Consider the following 21,534-nt stretch of genomic DNA (forward strand, 5'->3'; position numbering starts at 1 on the left):
CGGACCGCGCGCCGGGGAGCCCGCCCCGGCGCTCACGCGCCGTGCAGGGCCCGGGCCACGTCGAGCGCCGCGTAGGTCAGCACGACGTCCGCCCCGGCCCGCCGGATCGACAGCAGGCTCTCCAGCATGACCCGGTCGCCGTCGACCCAGCCGTTGGCGGCCGCGGCGGCGACCATGGCGTACTCCCCCGACACCTGGTAGGCCGCCACCGGCACCGGGCTGGCGTCGGCCACGCGCCGCAGCACGTCCAGGTAGGGCAGGGCGGGCTTGACCATGACGACGTCCGCGCCCTCGGCGAGGTCCTGCTCGACCTCCAGCAGCGACTCCCGGGCGTTGGCGGGGTCCTGCTGGTACGTGGCCCGGTCGCCCACCAGGGTGGACTCCACGGCGTCGCGGAACGGGCCGTAGAAGCCGGAGGCGTACTTGGCCGCGTAGGCGATGACGCCGACGTCGGCCAGTCCCGCGCCGTCCAGCGCGGTCCGGACCACGCCGACCTGGCCGTCCATCATCCCGCTGGTGCCCAGCAGGTGCGCCCCCGCCCGGGCCTGGGCCAGCGCGGCCGAGGCGTACCGGTCGAGGGTGGCGTCGTTGTCGACCCGGCCGCGGGCGTCCAGGACGCCGCAGTGGCCGTGGTCGGTGAACTCGTCCAGGCACAGGTCGGCCATGAGCACGGTCTCGTCGCCGACCGCGTCGGCCAGGTCGGCGAGGGCGACGTTCAGCACGCCGTCCGGGTCGTCGAGGCCGGTGCCGGTCGCGTCGCGGTGCGTGGGCACCCCGAACACCATGATCCCGCCGACGCCCGCGGCCACGGCCTCGCGCGCGGCCGCGACGACCGAGGTGCGCGAGTGCTGGACGACGCCGGGCAGGCTGCCGATCGGGCGGGGCTCGTCCAGGCCCTCCTTGACGAACACCGGCAGCACCAGGTCGGCCGGGTGCAGCCGGGTCTGCGCCACCAGCCGGCGCAGCGCCGGGGTGCCGCGCAGCCGGCGCGGCCGGCGGACCGGGAACGCGCCGGCCGTCACCGGGCGCGCCGCCGCGCCGCCGGTGTGCGCTGCGAGGGCCGGGTCCAGCTCTGCCCGTCCGCCTCGGCCGCCAGCCGGCCGGCCCGGCCGTGGTCGGCCAGGGCGTCCACCAGGGCCCGCACCTCCGGCACGGGGGCCAGCACGTCGACCCGCAGGCCGTGCTCCTCGGCCGTGGCAGCCGTCCGCGGGCCGATGCAGGCGATCACGGTGGCCGCGTGCGGCTTGCCCGCGATGCCGACCAGGTTGCGCACCGTCGAGCTGGACGTGAACAGGACCGCGTCGAAGCCACCGGTCTTGATGGCCTCGCGCACCGGCGCGGCCGGCGGCGCCGCCCGCACGGTCCGGTAGGCCGTGACGTCGTCGACCTCCCAGCCCATCTCCTGCAGACCGGCCACCAGGGTCTCGGTGGCGATGTCGGCCCGGGGCAGCAGCACGCGGTCGATCGGGTCCAGCTGCGCGTCGTAGGCGGGCCACACGTCGAGCAGGCCGTGGGCCGACTGCTCGTCGGTGGGCACGAGGTCGGGCTCCAGGCCCCACTCCCGCAGCGCGTCGGCGGTCACGCCGCCGACCGCGGCGATCTTGAGCCCGGAGAACGACCGGGCGTCAAGGCCCAGCGCGTCCAGCTGCTCGCGCACGGCACGAACGGCGTTGACGCTGGTGAAGCCGACCCACTCGTAGCGGCCCGTGACCAGGCCGCGCACGGCCTTGTCCATCTGCTGCGGGGTGCGCGGCGGCTCGACCGAGATGGTCGGCACGACCACGGGGTCGGCACCGAGCTCGCGCAGGTGCTCCACGACCGAGGTCGACTGGTCCTTGGTGCGGGGCACCAGGACGCGCCAGCCGAACAGCGGGCGGGTCTCGAACCACGACACGGCCTCGCGCTGCCGCACGGCCTCGCCCACGACCAGGCTGACCGGCTCGGGCAGCTCGCCGACGACGTCGCCCACCTTGGCCAGGGCCGACTCGACGCTGCGCTGGCGGGTGGTGGTGGCCTGCGAGACCACGACCGCGGGCGCGTCGGGGTCCCAGCCCATGGCCACCATCCGCTCGGCGGCCCCGCCCAGCAGGGACGCGGCCCCCAGCACCACGACGGTGTCGGCGCCGCCGCGCCCGGGCGCGACGACCTCGGTGCCCGGGTCGGTGACGTGGACGACGTGCACGCGCTCGGTGCCGGTCGGGGCCACGGGGACCCCCGCGTACAGGGGCACGGCGAAGGCGGCGGACACCCCGGGCACGAGCTCGACCTCGGCCCCGGCCGCGCGCGCGGCCTTGACCTCCGCCGAGACCGAGGAGAACGTCGTGGCGTCCCCGGCGACCAGGCGGACCACCCGGGCCCCGGCCACGGCCAGGCGGGCCACGGTGCGGGAGCGGGCCGCCCGGTCCAGCGGCGTGCCGTCGGCGTCGGTGCCCAGCTGGACCACCTCGACCCCGGGCCGGGCGCAGCGGGCGAGCAGGTCGGCGGGGTCGGCCAGGTCCGTGACCACGACGTCGGCCACCTCGAGCAGGGCCGCGGCGCGCAGCGTCAGCAGCCCGGGGTCCCCGGGGCCGGCGCCGACGAACCCGACGTGGGCGCGGCGGCCGGCGTCGGTGGGCTTGACGGCCCGGTCGTCGATGCTGTGCGTGCTCATCGCAGGGTCTCCTCGTGGTCGGTGCGTGGGTTCTCCAGCCGTGCCCGGAGCAGCTCGTGCCCCGCTCGCTCCCCCACCGACGCGGCGTCGGTCACCGCCCCGGTGCTGCGCAGGCGCAGCAGCCGGGGCACCCCCGACGGGTGCTCCCCGTCCGTCACCCGGTCCGTCGAGCGCGACGCGTCCCCGACGTCGTCCTGGGCCACCGCGGCCTCGAGCTCCAGCCGGTCCCCGACCACGGTCGCCAGGGCCCCGACGGGGGCCGAGCAGCCGGCGTCGAGCACCCGCAGCACGGTGCGCTCGGCCGTGACGGCCGCCCGGGTGGCGGCGTGGTCCAGGGCGTCCCGGACCCGGCCGCCCAGCGGGTCCCCGGTCCGGGTCTCCACGGCCAGCGCGCCCTGGCCGGGCGCGGGCAGCAGGACGTCGGCCCCGAGCACGTCGCTGACCTCGCCGTCGCGGCCCAGCCGGCGCAGGCCGGACAGGGCCAGCACGACGGCGTCCAGGTCCTCGCCCACCCGGGCCAGCCGGGTGTCGACGTTGCCGCGGACGTCGACCACCTGCAGCCGGCGACCGCGCCGGGCCGCGTCCACGGCGAGCATGGCCGCCCGGCGGGGGGAGCCGGTGCCCACGCGGGCGCCGTCCGGCAGGTCCACCAGGCGGGCCCCGCCCACGGCGACCAGGGCGTCGCGCGGGTCCTCGCGCTCGGGCACGGCGGCCAGGTCGACCCCGGCGGCCGGGGCCGTGGGCAGGTCCTTGAGGGAGTGCACGGCCACGTCTACGCGCCCGGCCAGCAGGGCCTCGCGCAGGGCCGAGACGAACACCCCGGTGCCGCCGGTCTGCTGGGCCAGCGCCCGCAGCGGCTCGCCGGAGCGGTCGCCGTGGGTCGAGACCAGCACCAGCTCGCAGTCCTCGCCGAGGGCCTGGCCCAGGGCGTCGGCGACCAGCTGCGACTGGGTCCGGGCCAGGGCGCTGGCCCGCGTGCCCACGCGGATCACGCGCCGGTCCCGTCCGGGCCACGACCGGTCAGCGGCCGTTCGGCGCCGGCCCCGGTCCCGCGGTCCGCGTCGAACCGGTGCACCGGCTCGAGGGTGTCGGCGACCTGCAGGCCGAACAGGGTCTGCAGCGCCTCGGCGTACATGGAGCCGTCGGGTCCGCCCGCCAGCTCCTTGACCCGCACGGTGGGCGTGTGGAGCACCTTGTCGACCACGCGCCGCACGGTCCGTTCCACCTCGGCGGCCACGGAGGGGTCCAGCTCGCCGAGCCGGCCACGCAGCCGCGTCAGCTCGGCGGCGACCACCGCGTCGGCCTGCGAGCGCAGCGCCACCACGGTGGGCGTGACCGTCGCGGCCTCGACCTCGGCCCGCCAGATCCGCACCTCGTCGGCCACCACGCCGCGGGCGCGGGCGACCTCGGTGGTGCCGTCGCCCTCGGCGGCCAGCACGCCGCCCAGGCCCTCGAGGTCGACCAGGGTGACCCCGGCCAGGCCGGCGGGCAGCGGGCCGACGTCGCGCGGCAGGGCCAGGTCGACGAGCACCAGGGGACGGCCGTGCCGCTCGGCCACGGCGGCGGCGACGTCGTCGGCCTCGACCACGTGGCCCACCGAGCCGGTGCAGCTGACGACCACGTCGGCCTCGCGCAGCAGCCGGGGCAGGTCGGCCAGCGGCGCCACGGCCCCGTCGACCGAGGCGGCCAGCCGCTCGGCCCGGTCCCGGGTGCGGTTGAGCACCGTGACCGCCCCGACGCCGCGTCGCGCCAGCGTGGCCGTCACCAGGGCGGCCATCCCGCCGGCCCCGACCACCGCGACGTGCGCCTGCTCCAGCGGACCGACCCGGGCGGCGGCCTGGTGCAGCGCCTCGACGACCATGCGGTTGCCGAGCCGGTCCAGGCCCGTCTCGGCCCGGGCCCGGCGCCCGACCCGCAGCGCCCTCTCGACCACCGCGGCCAGCCCACCTCCGGCCTGGCCGGCCGCCCGGGCGCGGCTGTAGGCGCCGCGGACCTGCCCGAGGATCTGGGCCTCGCCCAGCGCCATGGAGTCCAGCCCCGCGACCACCTGGAACACGTGCTCGACGGCCGCCCCGTCGTAGTGGGCGTACATGTGCTCGCCCAGCTCGGCCGCGTCGACGCCGGAGCCCAGCGACAGCGCCCCGGACACCGCGGCCACCCCGGAGTGGAACCGGTCGACGTCGACGTAGATCTCGACCCGGTTGCAGGTCGACACCACCATGGCCTCGTTGACGTACCGCTCCTCGAGCACCCGCTGCGCCAGGGCCGCGGGGTCGGCCGCGGCCGCGGCCAGGCGCTCCAGGGCGGGCAGGGGGCAGGTGCGGTGGCTGGCCCCGACGACGAGCAGGGTCACCGGGCACCCCCGCCCACGACGTGGTCGATCCCGTGGTCGGCCCCGTGGTCGGCCCGGCCGGGGCGCAGCGGGCCCAGCACGTCGCTGCGCTTGCGCTGCTCGTGGAAGCCGAGGATCTGCAGCTCGCTCGACAGGTCGACGGCCCGGACGGTGACGTCCGCGGGCACGCGCACGGCGGCCCCGGCGAAGCACAGGATGCTGGTGACGCCCGCGGCGACCAGCACGTCGCTGGTGGCCTGGGCGGCCCGGGCCGGGGTGGCGATGACGGCGATGCGCACGTTGCGCTCCGCGACCAGCGCGGCGACCTCGTCGACGTGGTGCACCGTGTGCCCGTTGACGACGGTCCCGACCACGGCCGGGTCGGCGTCGAACAGCGCCGCGATGCTGAGGCCCCGGCTGGTGAAGCCGCCGTAGTGGGCCAGGGCCCGGCCCAGGTTGCCGACGCCGACGATGGCCACGGGCCAGTCGTGCTCCAGGCCCAGCACGGCGGACATCTCGTGCACCAGGGTGGCCACGTCGTAGCCCACGCCGCGGGTGCCGTAGGAGCCGAGCTGCGACAGGTCCTTGCGCAGCATGGCGGCCGAGACGTGGACCAGGTCGGCGAGCTCCTGGCTGGAGACGGTCGAGGTGCCGTCCTCGGCCAGGGCGTGCAGGGCCTGCAGGTAGGTGGGCAGCCGCGCGACGGTGGCCTCCGGCACGCCCTTGGCCTCGGCGGCGCGGGCGACGACCTCGTCGGACGGCACCCGTCGCAGGGCCTCGCCCTGGCCCCGGGAGGCCGCACGGGCCCCCGTGCGGGGCAGTCGCAGGCGCTGCAGTGGCAACTGGCTCATCTCCTCGGCCGTGGACCGTCAGCGTACGTGCTTGTGACGACGTGCACAAAGTGACGAGGAGGCCCCCGGGGGCTCAGCCGGTGACCCTCACCACAGCAGGCGGCGCCGTCGCCCCGGCCGCAGCAGCGCCCGGAGCCTGGTCCCGTCGACCCTCAGGTGATCGACCGTCACGCCGTCCACCTGAACCACCGGGATGGTGTCCCAGTACCGCGCGTGCAGGTCCGGGTCGTCGAGGATCGACACCTCGACCAGCTCGGCCCCGGCGCGGCGGCACTCCTCGGCCACCACCGAGCGGGCCTCGTCGCACAGGTGGCAGCCCGGCTTGCCGATCAGGCGGACCTGCGTCGGCGGGGTCCGGGGGGTACGCGCCCTCACCCGAGGAACACGCTGCGACGCTGCACCAGCAGGGCGTAGAGGGTCTGCTGGATGACCTCCCGCACCCGGTCGGTGATCTCGAACACGACCATGGGGTCCTCGGCCGCGCCGGGGTCGAGCTCGTCGGTCGGGATGGGCTCGCCGAACTCGATGAGCCACTTGCTGGGCAGCGGCACCAGGCCCAGCGGACCTAGCCAGGGCCACGTCGGCGTCACGGGCCAGTAGGGCGCCCCGGTGAGCCGGGCCAGCGGCCGGACGTCGGCCAGCATGGGGTGGATCTCCTCCGCGCCCACGATGCTGACGGGCACGATCGGCACCTGGGTGCGGATGGCCGCCGACACGAAGCCGCCGCGCCCGAAGCGCTGCAGCCGGTAGCGGTCCCGGTAGCTCTTGCCGATCCCCTTGAACCCCTCCGGCCACACCCCGACGAGCTCGCCGGAGGACAGCAGCCGCTCGGCGTCGCTGCTGGCGGCCAGGGTCGCCCCCATCCGCCGGGCCACGTCGCCCACGACCGGGGTGGCGAACACCAGGTCGGCCCCCAGCAGCCGCAGGAACCGGCCGCCGGTGCTGTCGTGCACCGCGACCTGGGTCATCAGGGCGTCCCAGGCGACCGTGCCCGAGTGGTTGCCGACCAGCAGCGCGCCGCGGTCGGCCGGGATCCGGTCGGCGCCGCGCAGCTCGACCCGGAACCAGCGGCGGTACACCGGCCGCAGCACCGCGAGCAGCACCCGTTCGGTCAGCTCGGGGTCGAAGCCGAACTCGTCGACGGCGTAGTCCCCCTCGAGGCGGCGCCGCACGAAGTCGAGCGCGTCCAGGAGCAGCTCGGCCAGCTGGGCGCCGTCGGCGGGCGGCCCTGCGTCGGCACCTGGGTCGGCACCGGTCTGCCCCGCGACGGCCGGGTCGTCGGCCGCGCCGGTGGCGTCAGCAGCGTCGGGGGCGGCGCCGTCGTCGGGATCGGCGCCGCCGGGAGCGGCGCCGTCGTCGGGGACCACGCTGAGCCGGGGCGGGCCGGCGGGCTCCAGCGCCTCGACCATCCGCTGGCCGGCCTCTTCGGCGACCAGGTCGATCACCGTCTCGACCGGGTCGTCCCGGCGCAGCGGGGTGACGACGGGCGACCGGCGGGGCCGGGGACGCGGGCGACGGGTCCGCGGCGTCGCCTCGGCCCCGGCCTCCCCGGGTACACCGGGCCCTCCGGGCCCACCGGGCCCCCCGGGCACACCGGGCGTCCCGGTCGCCACGACCCCGGCGTCCGGGACCTGCCCCCGGGTCACGGGCGAGGGCGCCACCGGCTCGAGGTCCGAACCGTCCGGCCCGCCGGCGCGCGGGCCGTCCCCGGTGGCGTCGTCGCGCCCCGGCCCGGGGGCCAGCAGCGGCGTGCCCCGGCGACGCCGACGGGCGCGCTCCGCCGCGGCGCGGTCGGCGCCGAGCAGGACGGGGTTCCCGCCGCCCGGGCTCACCGCTGCCCCGCGGTGCCCGCGCGACGCGACCCGGCCGGCCGGCCGGCGCCGACGGTCTCGACGACGGCCTTGCCCACCTCGTCGGCCACCAGCTCGACGGCCGGTCGCAGGCCGCGCAGCCGGTGCGCGGCCAGGAACTCCACGAACGCCTGGCGGGTGGTCCGCGCCGGGTCGAAACCCATCACCTCGCGGCAGCGGGTGGTGTCCAGCACGCGGCCGTAGCCCAGCAGCCGCAGGTCCTCCGACGACAGCTCCGCCGCCCCGAGGCGGGTCAGCCAGCGCGCGGCCACCGGGGCCATCGCCTCGGGCAGTCCCACCACGGGACGGCCCGCCATGGCGGCGGCCTGGGAGGTGGTGAGCACGCCGTCGCCGGCCACGTTGACCGGGCCGGTGACCTCGCCCAGGCTCGCCACGACCATGGCGTCGACGGCGTCGACCTCGTGGACGAACTGCAGCCGGCCGTCGTGGCCCAGCAGCCCGGGCACGACCGGCAGCGCGAAGGCCCGCGACAGCGGGGTCTCCAGCCCGGGCCCGACGATGCTGGCGAACCGCAGCAGGGCGACCGAGGCGTCGGGGCGGCGCCGGGTGAAGCCCCGGACGTAGCCCTCCACCTCCAGGCAGTCCTTGGCCCAGCCGGTGCGCGGCGGGCTGGCCGCGACGGACTCCTCGGTGAACATGGCCGGGTCGCCCGGACCGGCCCCGTAGACGCCGGCGGTGGACTTGACGACCAGCCGCCGGACGTCGGGGACCTTCTGCAGCGCGGCGAGCAGCTGCATGGTGCCGATGACGTTGATCTCCTTCATCGGCACCCGCCCGCCCGCCGAGCGCGGCGTCGCGATGACGTTCATGTGGACGACGGTGTCCACCTGCTCGTCGCGCATCAGCCGGGCGATGCCGGGGCTGCGGATGTCGGCCCGGACGAACCTGGCCCCGCCCAGCGAGGCGTGGGGCGGGACGACGTCCAGGCCGAGCACGTCGGGGCGGGAGGGGTGGGCGGCCAGCGCGGCCGCGACCTTGCCACCGAGGTATCGCGACACCCCGGTGACGAGCACGACGCGCCGGCTCACGGCTCCCCCGGTCCCGACGGGCCCGACCGCCCGACTACTTCTTGTTGCGGCGCTGGTGACGGGTACGACGGAGCAGCTTGCGGTGCTTCTTCTTGGCCATCCGCTTGCGACGCTTCTTGATGACAGAGCCCACGTGGGTCCTTCTTCCGCAGAAAGTGCTGAGGGTCGGGCACGCCTGGGCGGGCCCCTGGTCCGAGGACCAGGCTACCGCCCCACGCGAACCGGCCCGCCCGAGCCGTCGCTCAGTCGAACCAGGGGTCCAGGCCCAGCAGCGGGAAGACGGCCTTGCGGGTGGCCATGACGGCCTGGTCGACGGGGTCGGCCGGGTCGTAGCCGGACTCCCAGGTCGCGAACGAGGCGCTCTCGCCGTCGGTCATCCGCCGCGGGCCCGGCTGGCCCAGGGCCGCGGTCACGTAGTCCAGCCAGGAGTCCGGCACGGCGGTCGTGGGCGGCACCGGGTGGTGGCCCGCCACCCCCACCAGGTGGGCCCACGCCCGGGGCACCACGTCGACCAGCTCGTACCCGCCGCCCCCCAGGGCCAGCCAGCGACCGCCGGCGACCTCGTGGGCCAGGTCGTGCATCATCACCGCGGCCGCCCGCTGGCCGTCGACGCTGACCCGCAGGTTGGCCAGCGGGTCCAGCACGTGGGTGTCGCAGCCGTGCTGGGTGACGAGCACCTGCGGGCGCACCTCCCGGACCACGGGCCGGACCACGGCGTGGATGGCCCGCAACCACCCGGCGTCCCCCGTGCCCGCGGGCAGGGCGACGTTGACCGCACTGCCCTCGGCCCCGGGCCCGCCGACGTCACCGGGGTAGCCCGTGCCGGGGAACAGGGTGTGGCCGGACTCGTGCACCGACACCGTGGTCACCCGCGGCTCGTCCCAGAAGATCGACTCGGTGCCGTCGCCGTGGTGCACGTCGGTGTCGACGTACACGACCCGCTCCACGCCGGCCGCGAGCAGGGCGTGGATCGCCCCCGCGCAGTCGTTGTAGACGCAGAAGCCCGAGGCGGCGTCGGCCGAGGCGTGGTGCAGCCCGCCCGCGAAGTTGACGCCGTGGTCGATCTCGCCCGCGGCGAGCGCCCGCGCCAGGCCCACCGAGCCGGCGAACACCCGGGCCGCGGAGTCGTGCATGCCGGTGAACGACGGCGTCTCCATGGTGCCCACGCCGTGGCCGACGACCGCCCGGGTGTCGAGCGAGGCGTGCCGGACCGCCTCGACCAGCGCCGCGGTGTGCACGGTGCGCAGCAGGTCGTCACCGGCCACGTCGGCGTCGACCACGTCCACGTGCTCGAACAGGCCCAGGTCCCGGCACAGCCGGGCGGTCAGGGCGATGCGGACCGGGGCGAACGGGTGCCCGGGACCGAAGTCGTAGCGCACGAAGTCCTCGTCCCAGACGACGCGCGTGCGACGGGTCATGGCCTCACGCTAGCCCGGCCGGACCCCCCGGGCGCACGGCCGCGTGCCGCGGCGGGAACCGGGACAGGGCACCATGTGTTGTGCAGGCGGACCGTGACGTCCGTCCCCGCAGCCGATGACCCGCCCCGATCCTGACCGAGGAGCCCGACCGTGGCCGCCACACCGCCCAACGACCGACAGGCCCGCCTGGCCAAGATGCAGGCCGCCCAGAAGAACCAGGAGCGACGCCGCTCCTTCCTGGTCATCGGGCTGGCCGCCGCCCTGGCCGTGGTCCTCGTCGGCGTCGTCGTCGCCGTCATCGTGCAGAGCGAGGGCGAGCGCAGCCAGGTCGAGCAGGCCGCCGAGGCGGACATCGACGGCGTCGAGGACTTCGGCGAGCAGACCGCCAACCACGTCACCACCCCGGTGGACTACGAGGTCATGCCCCCGGTCGGCGGCGACCACCTGCCGCAGTGGCAGAACTGCGGGTACTACGACGCGCCGATCACCACCGAGGCGGGCGTGCACTCCCTGGAGCACGGGGCCGTCTGGTTGACCTACGACCCCGAGCTGCCCGCCGACGACGTCGCCGAGCTGCAGGCCCTGGCCGATGCGAACACCTACCTGCTGGTCTCGCCCATGGCGGACCTGCCGAGCCCGGTCGTCGCGAGCGCCTGGGGCCTGCAGCTGCAGCTGGACTCCGTCGACGACGAGCGGCTGCCCGTGTTCCTGGTCAAGTACCTGCAGGGCGAGCAGACCCAGGAGCCCGGCGCGGCCTGCTCCGGCAGCATCGACACGACGGCCTGAGCGGTCGGGGCACCATGACCGCACGCACCTCCCCGCTGCTGGCGCGGCCGTTCCTGACGGCCCTGGCCGTGGTGGCCGCCGCCCTGCTCGTGGTGGCGGGGCTGCTGCTCGGCTCGGCTCTGGCCGCCCCGGCGGGGGCGGCCACGCCCACCGAGGACAGCGTGGACGCCGGCTTCGCCCGCGACATGCAGGTCCACCACGGCCAGGCGGTCGAGATGTCGGTCATGGTGCGCGAGCGCAGCGACGACCCCACTCTGCGGCAGATCGCGCTGGACATCCTGCTGACCCAGCAGAACCAGCAGGGGCAGATGGCGGGCTGGCTGCAGCTGTGGGGGCTGCCGCAGACCTCGACCCAGCCGATCATGGGCTGGATGTCCGGGCCGTTCGCGGACTCCATGACCGGCATGCCGGGCATGGAGATGGCCGAGGACGAAGCGGCCGGCGGTGCGGACGAGCCGGCGGGCAACCCGATGGAGGCCATGGGCCTGGCCACGCAGGAGCAGATGACCGCGCTGCGCGACGCCGACGGGGTCGAGGCGGAGCGGATCTACCTGCAGCTGATGATCCCGCACCACGTGGGCGGGGTGCAGATGGCCGAGGTCGCCCAGCAGCAGGCCGACCAGCCCCAGGTCCGGCGCCTGGCGACCTCGATGGTCAACGCCCAGAGCTTCGAGATCACCGTGCTGCAGGACCTGCTCGACGCCTGTGGGGGGCCGGTCGGGCTGTAGTGCCCGCAGCACGCTACGGGCGGGCGTACCGTGACCCCTCGTGGGAAACGGGAAGCTGCACTCCGACGCCGTCCTGGTGGTCGGTCTCGGCCGGTTCGGGGCCGCGGCGGCCGAGGCGCTGCACCGGCTGGGCCACGAGGTCCTCGCCGTCGAGCGCAACCCCGAGCTGGTCCAGGAGTGGTCGGGCCGGCTGACCCACGTGGTCGAGGCCGACTCCACCAACCTGCAGGCCATGAAGCAGATCGGGGCCGGCCAGTTCCCCATCGCGGTGGTCGGCATCGGCACCTCGATCGAGGCCAGCGTGCTGTCCACGCTCAACCTCGTCGACCTCAAGGTCGGCCAGATCTGGGCCAAGGCCATCTCGCACGCGCACGGCAAGATCCTCGAGCGGCTGGCCACCGAGGCGGAGGCCGAGCACATCACCGGCGACGCCGACCTGGCCGAGATCGCCCGCCGCAGCCGCGAGGCGCGCCAGCGCAAGGAGGCGGTGATCCGCCGCACCGGCAGCCGCGTGACGGTCGTCTACCCCGAGGCCACCATGGGCGAGCGCACCGCCCACCTGGTGACGGGCAAGCTGCTGGACTACATCGAGTTCGACGACGGCTTCGCGATCGTCAAGATGGCCCCGCCCAAGGAGACCCACAACTTCACCCTCGACCAGGCCGGGGTGCGATCCAAGTACGGCATCACCGTGGTCGGCGTGAAGCGGCCCGGCAACGACTTCACCTACGCCATCCCGACCACCAAGGTCCACCCCGACGACGTCCTGATCGTGTCGGGCCACGTGGACCAGATCGAGGCCTTCGCGGCGCGACCGTGACGGGACCCGACGCCCCGGACGACCCGGTGGGCCGGCCGGACGACCCCCGCGGCGAGGTGGCCGCCCGCGGCCCGCGGCGTCGCCGGCGTGACCGGTTCTCGCCCCGCCGGCTGCTGCCCGGGGGCGACCGGACGCCCTCGGCCCTGGCCCGGCGGGCGGGCCTGGAGGCGTTCCTCTCCCCGGTGCGGATCATCCCGCTGGGGCTGCTGGCCGTCATCACCGTCGGGGCCGCGCTGCTGCACACCCCGCTGGCCGTGCAGTCGGTCAGCGAGGGCGGGATCGGGCCCGAGGGCATCCCGCCCACCGTGGTGGCGGTGTTCACCGCCACCAGCGCCACCGCGGTCACCGGCCTGGTCGTGGTGGACACCCCGACGTACTGGTCGACGTTCGGCCACGTGGTCATGCTCGTGCTGTTCCAGGTGGGCGGCCTGGGCATCGCCACGCTGGGGTCGCTGGTCGGCCTGGCCGTGCTGCGGCGCTTCGGCCTGGGCAGCATGCTGGCCGCCCGGCAGGAGACCAAGGGCTTCGACCTGGGCGAGATCCGGACGATCCTGCCGCGGCTGCTGCTCACCACGGCCGCCATCGAGGCGATCGTCGCGACCGCGCTGGCCCTGCGGTTCCTGCTGCACTACGACGAGCCGCTGGGCCGGGCGGTCTGGCTGGGCGTGTTCCACGGCGTCTCGGCGTTCAACAACGCCGGCTTCGCGCTGTTCAGCGACAGCCTGATCGGCTTCGTGGGCGACCCCTGGATCGTCGTGCCCGTCATGGTCGCCGTGGTCCTGGGCGGGCTCGGCTTCCCCGTGCTGGTCGAGCTGGCCCGGTTCCGGCGCCCGGCCGCCTGGTCGCTGCACACCCAGCTGGTCATCGCGACCTCCGCGGTCCTGCTGGTGGGCGCCGCCCTGACCCTGGGCGCGCTGGAGTGGGGCAACGAGGCCACGATCGGCGAGCTCGCCATGCCGACCAAGCTGCTGGCCATCGCGTTCATGGCGGTCACACCGCGCTCCAGCGGCTTCTCGACCATCGACTACGGCGGCGTGGGCGAGGCGGGCCGGTTCGTCACCGACGCCCTGATGTTCGTGGGCGCGGGCTCGGCCGGGACGTCGGGGGGCATCAAGGTGGGCACCCTGGCCGTGCTGGCCCTGGCCGTGTACGCCGAGGCCCGCGGCGACACCGACGTGCACGCCTTCGGCCGCCGCATCGCCACCGCCACGGTCCGCCAGGCCCTGGCCGTGCTCGGCTTCTCGATCGCGCTGACCGGCGTGGCCATCGTCGTGCTGCTGCAGCTGACCGACTTCGAGCTGAGCGACACGATCTTCGAGGCGGTGTCGGCCACGGCCGTGGTCGGGCTGTCGACCGGGGTGACCGCCGACCTGCCGGAGGCCGCCATGTGGTTCGTCACCGGCTGCATGTTCGTCGGCCGGGTCGGCCCGGTGGCGGTGGCGGCGGCCATGGCCACCAAGCAGCGCCGGCGGCTCTACCGCCTGCCCGAGGCCCGTCCCCTGATCGGCTGACCGGGGTGGACGAGGACACCCCTACCCCGCGACGACCCTCCCGCCGCCGCCCCGACCGCTCACGGCCGCGGCCCGCCGGCGCCCCGCGCGGCCCGCTCTGGCGCCGGCGCCGGCTGCGGGCCCTGCTCACACCCGCCCGCGTCATCCCGCTGGGCTTCCTGGCCGCCATCGCCGTCGGCACGGTGGCCCTGCTGGGCCCGTGGGCGGTGGCCGCGGGCCAGGCGCCCGACGGCGTGCCGTTCGTGACCGCGGTCTTCGTGGCCACCTCCGCGGTGTGCGTGACGGGTCTGACGCTGGTCGAGACGGGGACCTACTGGTCGACCACCGGCCAGACGCTGATCCTCGCGATGATCCACGTCGGCGGGCTCGGCATCGCGACCATCTCGGCCCTGCTGGCCCTGGCCGTGACGCGCCGGCTCGGCCTGCAGAGCCGGATCGCGGCCGGCATGGCCACCCGGGTCGGCACGATCGCCGACGCCCGCTCGGTGCTCGTCGGCATCCTCCGCACCACGCTGGTGGTCGAGGCCGCCGTGGCGCTGGTGCTGACCCTGCGCTTCGCCCTGCACCACGGCGAGCCGCCCGGGCGCGCGCTGTGGCTCGGCGTGTTCCACGCGGTGTCGGCGTTCAACAACGCCGGGTTCTCGCTGTTCCGCGAGAACGCGCTGTACGACTACGCCACCGACGAGTGGGTGACCGGGCCGATCATGGTCGCGATCGTGCTGGGCGGGCTCGGCTTCCCCGTGGTGCTGGAGGTGCTGCGCCGGACCCGGCTGCCGTGGAGCGTCAACACCCGGCTGGTGCTGATCGGCACCGCCGTCCTGCTGGTCGGCGGCACGCTGGCGTTCCTGGTCCTGGAGTGGGACAACCCCTCGACCCTGGGCGGGGTCCAGGGCTCGGACAAGCTGTGGACCGCGGTGTTCCTGTCCGTCACGGCCCGCACCGCGGGGTTCAACACCGTCGACTACGGCCAGGTGAGCGACGCCTCGCTGTTCCTGACCAACGCGCTGATGTTCGTCGGCGGCGGCTCGGCCGGGACCGCGGGCGGCATCAAGGTCGGCACGATGGCGGTGCTGGTGGCCGCGGTGCTGGCCGAGGCGCGCGGCGACACCGACGCCGACGTGTTCGGTCGCCGGATCGGCCCCGAGACCATCCGCCAGGCGCTGGCCGTCATCGGGCTCTACCTGGCGGTGGTGGGGACGGCCACGACCCTGCTGCTGCACCTGTCGGGCGAGCGGATGGCCGACGTGCTGTTCGAGGTGATCTCCGCCACCGCGACCGTGGGCCTGTCGACGGGCATCACCCCCGACCTGCCTCCGGGCGGGGACTGGGTGCTCATCGTCTGCATGTTCCTGGGCCGGCTCGGACCGGTCACGGTGGCCGGGGCGCTGGCCCTGCGCGAGCGGGCCCGGCTGTTCCGGCTGCCCGAGACCCGGCCGCTGATCGGCTGAGGGCCCCGGCCGGGTGCGTCAACGCGGGCCGAGCCGCCGCTCGGGGTGGTTGCGGCTCCACTCCTTCATGCGCTTCGGGTAACCGGTCACCCCGGCCTCGTAGACCGGGGCGTTCAGGCTGCTCGCCAGCCGGCCCGCGGTCCTCGGCGAGCCGACCCGACGCCGGGTCCACTCCCCGTCGTGGGCCACGGCGACCATCGTGGTGTCGAAGCCGTCGGTCTCGGGCTCGAGGTAGAACTCCACCCCGCGCCGCGTGGTCGCGAAGTCGCGCAGGTGGGCCAGGTCCTCCTCCAGCCGGCTCGGACCCGCGGTCCCGGGACGCCCGGGGCGCCCGGACCGCTCGCGCCCGCCGAACACCCTCGACAGCCAACCCACGTCACACCTCCGTCAGCCGGGCGGACCCGTGCCCTCGGGTCGTCGGCTCCTGCCCACGACCGCTCATCGTCAACTACCGGCGAGCCGTCCCAGTTCCGCAGAGCGGTCCCGCGCGGCCTCCATCGCCGTGACGAACGCCGCCCGCACCCGGTGGTCGTCGAGCACGCGGATCGCCGCGATCGTCGTGCCGGCCGGCGAGCAGACCTGCTCTCGCAGCACGGTCGGGTGCTGCCCCGTCTCGGCCACCATCGTCCCGGCCCCACGCACGGTCTGCACGGCCAGCGTGGTCGCCACGTCGCGGGACAACCCCAGCAGCACACCCGCCTCGATCATGGCCTCGACCACGTAGAACACGTACGCCGGGCCCGAGCCGGACACGGCCGTCACGGCGTCCATCTGGTGCTCGGGCACCCGCACCACCTCGCCCACGCTGGCCAGCAGCGCCTCGGCCGCGTCCAGGTGGTGGGCATCGCACCGGCTGCCCGGCGACACGGCGCTCATCCCCATGTCGACCAGCGCCGGCGTGTTCGGCATGACGCGCACCACGGCCACGTCGGCGGGTGCGCCGGCGGCGTCGAGCGCGGCCTCGATCGACGCGGTCATCACCCCCGCCGCCAGCGACACCACCAGCGCGCCCGGGGCCAGGTGGGGGGCGACCTCGGCGAGCAGGCCGGGCACGTCCTGCGGCTTGACCACCACCACCGCCGTCCCGGCCTCCGCCACGGCGCCGGCGTTGTCCAGGACCCGGACGCCGTAGCGGCCGGCCAGCTCCTGCGCCCGCTGCGGCCGGCGCTCGCTGATGCGCAGCGCGTCCACGCCCCGCCCGGCGCGCAGCAGCCCGGACAGCAGGGTCTCCCCCATCACCCCGGCCCCCAGGACCGCCACGACGTCCTCGCGCGGGGTGGGCCCGGCCCCGCCGCTCACCGCCGGCTGCCCAGCGAGCGCAGGAGCAGGGCCAGGTTGGCGGGGCGCTCGGCCAGGCGCCGGACCAGGTAGGCGTACCAGTCCTCGCCGAAGGGCACGTAGACCCGCATCCGGCGCCCCAGGGCGGCCAGGCGGGTCTGCTCCTCGGGCCGGACCCCGAGCAGCATCTGCAGCTCCCAGCTGGACTCCTCGCGGCCGACGTCGCGGGCGAGCGCCTGCGCGATCTCGATCAGGGTCGGGTCGTGGCTGGCGACCATCGGGTAGCCGTCGCCGTTCATCAGGACCTTGAGGCAGCGGACGTAGGAGCGGTCCACCTCGTGGGCGACGTCGAAGGCGTCGGGGTCGGTGGGGGCGTAGGCGCCCTTGCACAGCCGGACCCGGGAGCCCGCCGTGGCCAGGTCCCGGCAGTCGGCCTCGGTGCGGCGAAGCTGCGACTGCAGCACCGCGCCCACCCAGGGGTGGTCGGCGCGCAGCTGCTCGAGGACCCGCAGCGTCGAGTCGACCGTGGTGTGGTCCTCCATGTCGAGGGTGACGGTGGTGCCCGCCAGCGCGGCCGCCTCGACGATGACGCGGGCGTTCTCCAGCGCGACGGACTCCCCCGTCGAGCCCAGCGCCTGGCCCAGCGCCGACAGCTTGACCGAGACCTCGACGTCGCCGTCGTCGGCGAGCCCCACGGCCGACAGCCGTCCCAGCAGGCCGACGTAGGCGTCGCGCACCGCCTCGGCGTCGGCCTCGTCGGTGACGTCCTCGCCGAGGCGGTCCAGGGTGACCAGCAGGCCCTGCGAGCGCAGGTCGGCGGAGACCTCCAGGGCGTGGTCGTCCCCGGTGCCCGCGACGAAGCGGCGGACCAGGTCGCGGGTGACGGGGGCCTTCTCCACGACGTCCCGCAGCCGCGAGTTGCGCGACGCGGCCAGCAGCACTGCCCGTTGGGCCTCGGCGATCACCTCAGCAGGCTAGCCGCCCTGCAGATGACGCCGCGCGAAGGCCAGGCTGCGCTGCAGGTCCAGCTCGCGGCGGGGCTTGTCGCGCCGGGTGTTGATCTCCGCCACCACGTGGCCGGTGAAGCCGCCCGCGGCCAGCTTCTCCAGCACCTCGGCCACGGGCTGGGTGCCGTCGCCGGGCACCAGGTGCTCGTCCTTGAGCGACCCGCTGCCGTCGGTCAGGTGGATGTGCGCGATCCGCTCGCCCAGCACCTCCAGCAGCTGCATGGCGTCCTGCCGGGCGGTGGCGGCGTGCGAGAAGTCGAGCGTGCAGTGCTCGTAGCCGTGGTCCAGCAGGTCCCAGCCGGGGGCGTAGGCGCGCACGTCCTTGCCGCCGACCCGCCACGGGAACATGTTCTCGACCGCGAAGGTGCAGTGGTGCTCCTCGCCCAGCGCGGCGATGCCCTCCTCGAAGCCCGCCCCGTAGGTGCGCTGCCAGCGGAACGGCGGGTGCACCACCACGGTGTCGGCGCCCAGGGCCTCGGCGTGCTCGGCCGTGCGGACCAGCCGGGCCCAGTTGTCGCGGCCCCAGACGCCCTGCGTCAGCAGCAGCGTCGGCGCGTGGATGCTCATGATCTCGACGTCGTAGGTGGCGGACAGCCGCAGCAGGGCGTCGGCGTCCCGGCTGACCGGGTCCGACCACACCATGACCTCGACGCCGTCGTAGCCGAGCTCGGCGGCCAGCCGGAAGGCCTCCTCGGCGGGCTCGGGGTACACCGAGGTCGTCGCCAGGCCCACGAGGGGGCCGGCAGGCGCTCCGCCGTCGGAGCCGGGGGCACCGGTCACGAGCGCTCAGCCTACGTCGCGCGGACGGGGCCCGGCACCGCGACCGGCCGACCGGGCGCGGGGCTACCCTCCCCGGGTGGCAGGCCCCGACCTACCGAGCGAGCGACCGACCGACGAGGTCCCCTCCCCGACCGACCGGTTGTGGCTGGAGCTGTCCGACGAGGGGGACCAGCCGGACACCGTCCACCGCTTCGACCTCACCTGGTTGACGTCCTCCTACCGCTGCATCTTCGGCGCGGGCTGCCCCGGCATCGACGCCTCGGTGCCGGACGCGGGCTGCTGCGTGCACGGGGCCTACTTCTCCGAGCCCGACGACGAGGCCCGGGTGGCGCAGGCCGTGGCGCGGCTGGACCCCTCGACGTGGGCCAACCACGACCACCCCGAGCACGGGGCCGGCGCCGAGTGGGCCGAGGCGGACGAGGACGGCGACCGGCGAACCGCCCGCGTGGCCGGGGCGTGCGTGTTCCACAACCCGCGCGACTTCGCGGGCGGGTACGGCTGCGCGCTGCACGCGCTGGCCCTGGCCGAGGACGTGCCGCCGCTGAGCACCAAGCCGGACGTGTGCTGGCAGCTGCCGCTGCGGCGCACCTACGACACGGTCGAGCGGCCCGACGGCTCGCAGTACCTGCAGGTGACGGTCACCGAGTACACCCGGGGCGGCTGGGGCGGCGGCGGGGCGGACTTCGACTGGTACTGCTCGAGCAGCCCCTCGGCCCACGTGGCGCCCGAGCCCGTGTGGCTGTCGCTGCGGGACGAGCTGGTGGAGCTGGTCGGCGAGGACGTCTACGAGCGGCTGGCGGTGCACTGCGAGCAGCTGCGACCGGCGCGCGGCCGTCGCCGGCTGCTGCCGCTGACCGTGCACCCCGCCACCGCGGCCGCGGCGTCGGCCACCGGCGGGGCCCGACTCACCCGCCCGGGGTCGGCGTCCGACTAGCCACGACGGCCACGGCGCGGGAGGCTTGTCCCATGACCGAGACCCGATACAGCGACGGGACCGCGCGGCGGGAGGCGGAGTACACCGCCCGCGGGCACCGGCCGACGCGCTGGCCGCACCCGGACGTCCGCTCGATCGGTCTGTTCGCGATCTGGACCCTCGGGGTCGCCGTGTCCACGGTGGTGCCGTTCATCCTGGTGCCGCCCACGTCGGCCGCGCCGGACCCGGGCCAGGTGGGCCTCGCCTTCGCCGCGACCATGCTGGGCGTGGCCATCTTCGTCGGGGCCGGGCTGCTGCTCTGGCGCCACCTCAAGGTCCAGTCCGTCCTGGTGTTCGCGCTGGTGCCGGCCGTGTCGATCGTCAGCGGCGGCGTCATCCTGACCGCCACCCTGCTCGCCCTCTGAGCCACCCCCGGCCGGGCGCCGGGTTGTGTCCGGGGGCTGCGTAGGTTGGACCGGTGGCCACCTCCCGCAACCGCCGCGCGGTCTTCGCCTGCACCGCCTGCGGCGCCGAGCACCCCCGCTGGGCGGGACGCTGCACCCAGTGCCAGGGGTGGGGCACGGTCGAGGAGGTCCCGGCCGGCCTGACCGCCGCCGCCCCGGGCGTGCGCGGTCCCGGGGGGCGTGCGCCCCGGCCGGCGCGCCGGCTGGGCGACGTCGACGAGGTCCGGACGGAGCGCACCCCCACCGGGCTGGGCGAGTTCGACCGGGTCGTCGGGGGCGGTCTGGTGGCCGGCCAGGTGGTGCTGCTCGCCGGGGAGCCGGGGGTCGGCAAGTCGACCCTGCTGCTCGACGTCGCCCACCGGTTCGCGCTGGGGCTGCCGGTCGGGCCGGTCGGCGGCTCGGCCCGGCCCGCCCTGGCCGCCGAGCCGGCCCGGCCCCGCACGGTGCTGTACGTCTCCGGCGAGGAGTCGGCCGAGCAGATCGCCGTCCGCGCCCGGCGGACGGGCGCCGACGCCCCGGGGCTGCTCGTCGCCGACGAGCAGGACCTCGGCGCGGTGCTGCACCACGTCGAGCAGCACGACCCCGACCTGGTGGTGGTCGACAGCGTGCAGACGCTGACCAGCGCCGACGTGGACGGCCGCGCCGGCGGCATGGCCCAGGTGCAGGAGGTCACCCAGGTCCTGACGCGGGTGGCCAAGTCCCGGCCCACGCCGCTGCTGCTGGTCGGGCAGTCCACCAAGGACTCCTCGGTGGCCGGACCACGGTCGCTGGAGCACCTGGTCGACACGGTGCTGACGTTCGAGGGCGACCGGCACACCAGTCTGCGGCTGCTGCGGGCCACCAAGAACCGCTACGGCCCCGCCGACGAGATCGCCTGCTTCGAGCAGGCCGACGACGGCCTGCGCCAGGTGCTCGACCCGTCCGAGCTGTTCCGGGGCCACCGGGACGAGCCCGTGCCCGGCACCTGCCTGGCCGTGGCGCTCGAGGGCCGCCGGCCGCTGCTGGCCGAGGTGCAGTCGCTGGTGGCCACGGCGTCCACGCCCAACCCCCGGCGCGGGGTCAGCGGCCTGGACAACGCCCGCACGGCCATGCTGCTGGCGGTGACCGAGCGGGCCGCGGGGCTCCGGCTGGCCGACAAGGACGTGTTCGTGGCCACGGTGGGCGGGGCGCGGCTGGGCGAGCCCGGGGTGGACCTGGCGGTGACCCTGGCCGTGGCCTCCGCGGCGTGGGACACCCCGGTGCCGGCCGACGTGCTGGCCATCGGCGAGGTCGCGCTGTCCGGGGACGTGCGCCGGGTCGCGATGACCCCGCAGCGCGTGGCCGAGGCGGCCCGGCTGGGCTACCGCCGGATCCTGGTGCCGCCGGGCTCGCTCGAGCGGCTGGGCACGCTGCCCGACGGGGTCCGGGCCGTCGAGGTGGGCCACGTGGAGCGGGCGCTCCGGGCGTTGCGCGACCTGGCCGCCCGTACCGGCTGACGGCCGCTGCCCCGCCCGGCGTGCGGCTCACCCGCCAGGGGCGAAACAGGCGACCCCGGGGCCACCGGGGCCCGGGTCAGGGGCCCCCGCAGGTCACCGGCGAGTCACCGGCAGGTCACGGTCCGGTCGCGGGCCGTCCCATCCGGCCCAGCCGCCCTACACTTCGAGACGTTC

The 21,534-nt window shown here is 75.9% G+C and carries 22 protein-coding genes; 8 read left to right on the forward strand and 14 right to left on the reverse strand.

What is annotated here, in order from left to right; all coding sequences use genetic code 11:
- Positions 1–32: 32 nt before the first annotated feature.
- The 10 genes from hemB to SJY06_RS19170 form a co-directional block, all read right to left on the reverse strand.
- Positions 33–1,022 (reverse strand): porphobilinogen synthase, encoded by a 990-nt coding sequence (gene hemB, locus SJY06_RS19125; RefSeq protein ID WP_380169124.1) that lies wholly within the window; start codon positions 1,020–1,022, stop codon positions 33–35.
- Positions 1,019–2,650 (reverse strand): uroporphyrinogen-III synthase, encoded by a 1,632-nt coding sequence (locus tag SJY06_RS19130; protein WP_380169125.1) that lies wholly within the window; start codon positions 2,648–2,650, stop codon positions 1,019–1,021. Before SJY06_RS19130 ends, hemB begins: the two co-directional genes overlap by 4 nt.
- Positions 2,647–3,642: a hydroxymethylbilane synthase gene (gene hemC / locus SJY06_RS19135; protein WP_380169126.1), complete on the reverse strand. Its 996-nt coding sequence runs from the start codon at positions 3,640–3,642 to the stop codon at positions 2,647–2,649. The genes SJY06_RS19130 and hemC overlap by 4 nt, the downstream gene beginning before the upstream one ends.
- Positions 3,639–5,003 (reverse strand): glutamyl-tRNA reductase, encoded by a 1,365-nt coding sequence (locus tag SJY06_RS19140; protein ID WP_380169127.1) that lies wholly within the window; start codon positions 5,001–5,003, stop codon positions 3,639–3,641. Before SJY06_RS19140 ends, hemC begins: the two co-directional genes overlap by 4 nt.
- Positions 5,000–5,833 (reverse strand): redox-sensing transcriptional repressor Rex, encoded by an 834-nt coding sequence (locus SJY06_RS19145; RefSeq protein ID WP_380169128.1) that lies wholly within the window; start codon positions 5,831–5,833, stop codon positions 5,000–5,002. The genes SJY06_RS19140 and SJY06_RS19145 overlap by 4 nt, the downstream gene beginning before the upstream one ends.
- Positions 5,834–5,920: 87 nt before the next feature.
- Positions 5,921–6,208 carry a glutaredoxin family protein gene (locus SJY06_RS19150; protein WP_380169129.1) on the reverse strand — a complete coding sequence of 96 codons (288 nt, stop codon included), beginning with the start codon at positions 6,206–6,208 and terminating at the stop codon, positions 5,921–5,923.
- Positions 6,205–7,665, reverse strand: coding sequence for a lysophospholipid acyltransferase family protein (locus SJY06_RS19155; protein WP_380169130.1), 1,461 nt, complete (start codon positions 7,663–7,665; stop codon positions 6,205–6,207). The genes SJY06_RS19150 and SJY06_RS19155 overlap by 4 nt, the downstream gene beginning before the upstream one ends.
- Positions 7,662–8,732 carry an NAD-dependent epimerase/dehydratase family protein gene (locus SJY06_RS19160; RefSeq protein WP_380169131.1) on the reverse strand — a complete coding sequence of 357 codons (1,071 nt, stop codon included), beginning with the start codon at positions 8,730–8,732 and terminating at the stop codon, positions 7,662–7,664. Before SJY06_RS19160 ends, SJY06_RS19155 begins: the two co-directional genes overlap by 4 nt.
- 34 nt (positions 8,733–8,766) lie before the next feature.
- Positions 8,767–8,865: a 30S ribosomal protein bS22 gene (locus SJY06_RS19165; RefSeq protein WP_012085056.1), complete on the reverse strand. Its 99-nt coding sequence runs from the start codon at positions 8,863–8,865 to the stop codon at positions 8,767–8,769.
- 109 nt (positions 8,866–8,974) lie between these two features.
- Complete coding sequence (locus tag SJY06_RS19170) at positions 8,975–10,066, reverse strand: acetoin utilization protein AcuC (protein ID WP_380169734.1); 1,092 nt, start codon at positions 10,064–10,066, stop codon at positions 8,975–8,977.
- Positions 10,067–10,300: 234 nt separating this feature from the next.
- On the opposite strand from SJY06_RS19170, the gene SJY06_RS19175 reads away from it, so the two are divergent.
- The 5 genes from SJY06_RS19175 to SJY06_RS19195 are packed head-to-tail and all read left to right on the forward strand — an operon-like array spanning position 10,301 to position 15,443.
- A complete protein-coding gene (locus tag SJY06_RS19175) occupies positions 10,301–10,936 on the forward strand; it encodes a DUF3105 domain-containing protein (RefSeq protein WP_380169132.1) in 636 nt (211 codons plus the stop codon).
- Positions 10,937–10,950: 14 nt separating this feature from the next.
- A complete protein-coding gene (locus tag SJY06_RS19180; RefSeq protein ID WP_380169133.1) occupies positions 10,951–11,664 on the forward strand; it encodes a DUF305 domain-containing protein in 714 nt (237 codons plus the stop codon).
- 40 nt (positions 11,665–11,704) lie between these two features.
- Entirely contained in the window at positions 11,705–12,484 is a 780-nt protein-coding gene (locus tag SJY06_RS19185) for a potassium channel family protein (RefSeq protein ID WP_380169134.1), read from the forward strand.
- A complete protein-coding gene (locus SJY06_RS19190; RefSeq protein ID WP_380169135.1) occupies positions 12,481–13,995 on the forward strand; it encodes a TrkH family potassium uptake protein in 1,515 nt (504 codons plus the stop codon). The genes SJY06_RS19185 and SJY06_RS19190 overlap by 4 nt, the downstream gene beginning before the upstream one ends.
- A gap of 5 nt (positions 13,996–14,000) precedes the next feature.
- Positions 14,001–15,443 (forward strand): TrkH family potassium uptake protein, encoded by a 1,443-nt coding sequence (locus tag SJY06_RS19195; RefSeq protein ID WP_380169136.1) that lies wholly within the window; start codon positions 14,001–14,003, stop codon positions 15,441–15,443.
- Between the two features lie 18 nt (positions 15,444–15,461).
- Here the strand turns inward: SJY06_RS19195 and SJY06_RS19200 are convergent, their stop codons facing one another.
- The 4 genes from SJY06_RS19200 to SJY06_RS19215 form a co-directional block, all read right to left on the reverse strand.
- Positions 15,462–15,818: a hypothetical protein gene (locus SJY06_RS19200; protein ID WP_380169137.1), complete on the reverse strand. Its 357-nt coding sequence runs from the start codon at positions 15,816–15,818 to the stop codon at positions 15,462–15,464.
- A gap of 69 nt (positions 15,819–15,887) precedes the next feature.
- Positions 15,888–16,742, reverse strand: coding sequence for a pyrroline-5-carboxylate reductase (proC, locus tag SJY06_RS19205; RefSeq protein WP_380169138.1), 855 nt, complete (start codon positions 16,740–16,742; stop codon positions 15,888–15,890).
- Complete coding sequence (locus tag SJY06_RS19210; protein WP_380169139.1) at positions 16,739–17,686, reverse strand: proline dehydrogenase family protein; 948 nt, start codon at positions 17,684–17,686, stop codon at positions 16,739–16,741. The genes proC and SJY06_RS19210 overlap by 4 nt, the downstream gene beginning before the upstream one ends.
- A 9-nt stretch (positions 17,687–17,695) precedes the next feature.
- Positions 17,696–18,508 carry a sugar phosphate isomerase/epimerase family protein gene (locus SJY06_RS19215; protein ID WP_380169140.1) on the reverse strand — a complete coding sequence of 271 codons (813 nt, stop codon included), beginning with the start codon at positions 18,506–18,508 and terminating at the stop codon, positions 17,696–17,698.
- A gap of 76 nt (positions 18,509–18,584) precedes the next feature.
- Here SJY06_RS19215 and SJY06_RS19220 point away from each other — a divergent pair, with 76 nt between their 5' ends.
- Genes SJY06_RS19220 through SJY06_RS19230 form a run of 3 tightly spaced genes read left to right on the forward strand, consistent with a single transcriptional unit; the run spans position 18,585 to position 21,360 of the window.
- Positions 18,585–19,442 (forward strand): hypothetical protein, encoded by an 858-nt coding sequence (locus tag SJY06_RS19220; protein ID WP_380169141.1) that lies wholly within the window; start codon positions 18,585–18,587, stop codon positions 19,440–19,442.
- A gap of 32 nt (positions 19,443–19,474) precedes the next feature.
- A complete protein-coding gene (locus tag SJY06_RS19225; RefSeq protein ID WP_380169142.1) occupies positions 19,475–19,846 on the forward strand; it encodes a hypothetical protein in 372 nt (123 codons plus the stop codon).
- Between the two features lie 53 nt (positions 19,847–19,899).
- A complete protein-coding gene (locus tag SJY06_RS19230) occupies positions 19,900–21,360 on the forward strand; it encodes a DNA repair protein RadA (RefSeq protein ID WP_380169144.1) in 1,461 nt (486 codons plus the stop codon).
- The last annotated feature ends 174 nt before the right edge of the window (positions 21,361–21,534 follow it).

The sequence above is a fragment of the Jannaschia sp. R86511 genome, from assembly GCF_042466345.1.
Taxonomy (GTDB): Bacteria; Actinomycetota; Actinomycetes; order Actinomycetales; family JBBAYJ01; genus Aquipuribacter.

Bases quoted from the DNA above. Each gene is read 5' to 3' on its own strand.
- SJY06_RS19225 (WP_380169142.1), top strand. From the start codon at position 19,475: ATGACCGAGACCCGATACAGCGACGGGACCGCGCGGCGGGAGGCGGAG.
- SJY06_RS19145 (WP_380169128.1), bottom strand. From the start codon at position 5,833: ATGAGCCAGTTGCCACTGCAGCGCCTGCGACTGCCCCGCACGGGGGCC.
- SJY06_RS19130 (WP_380169125.1), bottom strand. From the start codon at position 2,650: ATGAGCACGCACAGCATCGACGACCGGGCCGTCAAGCCCACCGACGCC.
- SJY06_RS19180 (WP_380169133.1), top strand. From the start codon at position 10,951: ATGACCGCACGCACCTCCCCGCTGCTGGCGCGGCCGTTCCTGACGGCC.